2 protein-coding genes are annotated in these 1,544 nt (G+C 47.9%); one reads left to right on the top strand and one right to left on the bottom strand.

Annotation, left to right across the window (positions count from 1 at the left end):
* On the top strand, nucleotides 1-519 hold a 519-nt coding region (locus tag B7Y67_RS17625), incomplete at its 5' end, for a DNA gyrase C-terminal beta-propeller domain-containing protein (protein ID WP_293599745.1).
* A gap of 69 nt (nucleotides 520-588) precedes the next feature.
* Here the strand turns inward: B7Y67_RS17625 and B7Y67_RS17620 are convergent.
* Nucleotides 589-1,544, bottom strand: a 956-nt coding sequence (locus B7Y67_RS17620) for an XdhC family protein (protein WP_293599744.1), incomplete at its 5' end; no start/stop codon positions are given.

The raw sequence follows: 1,544 nt of genomic DNA, 5'->3' as shown, positions 1-1,544 counted from the left end.
AGCTTTGTGAACTTGGCAGCTGGATCGCAGATGGTGGCCTACTATGCCGGTCAATCTGATGATCTTGTACTGATCTCAACTCGATCTGGTAATGGCTTCCTAGCAAACGTTGCAGACATGACTACCCGTAACAAGGCTGGTAAGTCATTTGTTGGTATCGATAGCAAATTCCCAGGCGGTGATGCACCGCTCGGAGCCGCTAAGGTGACTGCTGGCATGAAGCAAGTTGCCTGCTTATCTGAAAGCTCTAAGTTGCTAGTTTTCCCGCTCGACGAGCTCAAGCGTTTACCTACTGGTGGTAAAGGTGTAATTTTGATGGGCTTGGACGATAAGGAGAAGCTGGCTTCTGCAATTGCGGTGGGTCCTGATGGCGCTACATATTCTGGTGCTGGTCGTGCAGGTAAGCCAACAGAGTTGAGTCTCGACGCAAAAACTCTGAAGTCTTTTGCAGGTAATCGCGCTCGTAAGGGACACTTTGTTGAGCCAAGACTCAAGGATGGAAAGCTAAAAGCGAACTAAGACTCTTCGCTCAGCTTCTCAGAACTTAAGAAATCCGGTCATTATTTGATCGGATTTTTTATTTTCGACTCAGACTTTCTTGGGGATTGGTAGGCCGTACTTAACTGAAATCACTTCAGCCAAAATGGATACAGCGATTTCTGGTGGAGTTAAGGCGCCAATAAATAGGCCAACAGGACCATGGAGGCGTTCAACCTGTTCCTGTGTCACATCAAACTCGAGCAAGCGGGCTCTACGTTTCTGGGTATTGATTCTGCTACCCAGCGCACCAACATAAAAAGCGGGAGACTTTAATGCCTCCATTAAGGCCATGTCATCCAGCTTCGGATCGTGCGTTAAGGCAACTACAGCTGTATGAGAGTCAACCCCGATTTCTAGCAGGACGTCATCCGGCATGCCCTTGATAAATTGAATGTGCTCGCGATTAATCCCTTCTGCATACTCCTCACGTGGATCAATCACAATGACTTCAAAGTCAGAGGCGAGCGCAAAATCAGCGGTATAAAGCGAGAGTTGGCCTGCGCCAATGATGACCATACGCCAGCGTGGACCATAAGTAGTTTTCATCAGTCGCTCATCACAGATGAAAGCCTCATTACGATCACCAGCCTCTAGCGTTGATTTTCCTGTTGAGAGATCAACCGTGCGCGAAGTGATTTGGTGATTAGAGATGGATGTCAGAATGGATTCCAGAATCGCTAATTCCGGTTTTGGTTCTACCAATAAGCGTAGCGTTCCACCACAAGGTAGGCCAAAGCGGGCAGCTTCTTGTTGGCTAACTCCGTAGATCACCATTTCAGGCAAATCCTTTGTGAGGATTTCAGTTTGGACACGGCGAATCAAGTCATCTTCTACACACCCGCCAGAAACCGATCCAGTAACTTGTCCATCGCCACGAATAGCTAACCAAGAGCCTATGGGTCTTGGAGCAGAGCCCCATGTTTGAACAACTGTAGCGATGGCAACAGGATAGCCGGATTTGAGCCAATCAACGGCAGCTTTTAATACGCTTAAATCAGTGCTAT

The sequence above is a fragment of the Polynucleobacter sp. 35-46-11 genome, assembly GCF_002281105.1.
Note: the sequence above shows the minus strand (reverse complement) of the source record. Positions and strands in the feature narration are given on the sequence as shown.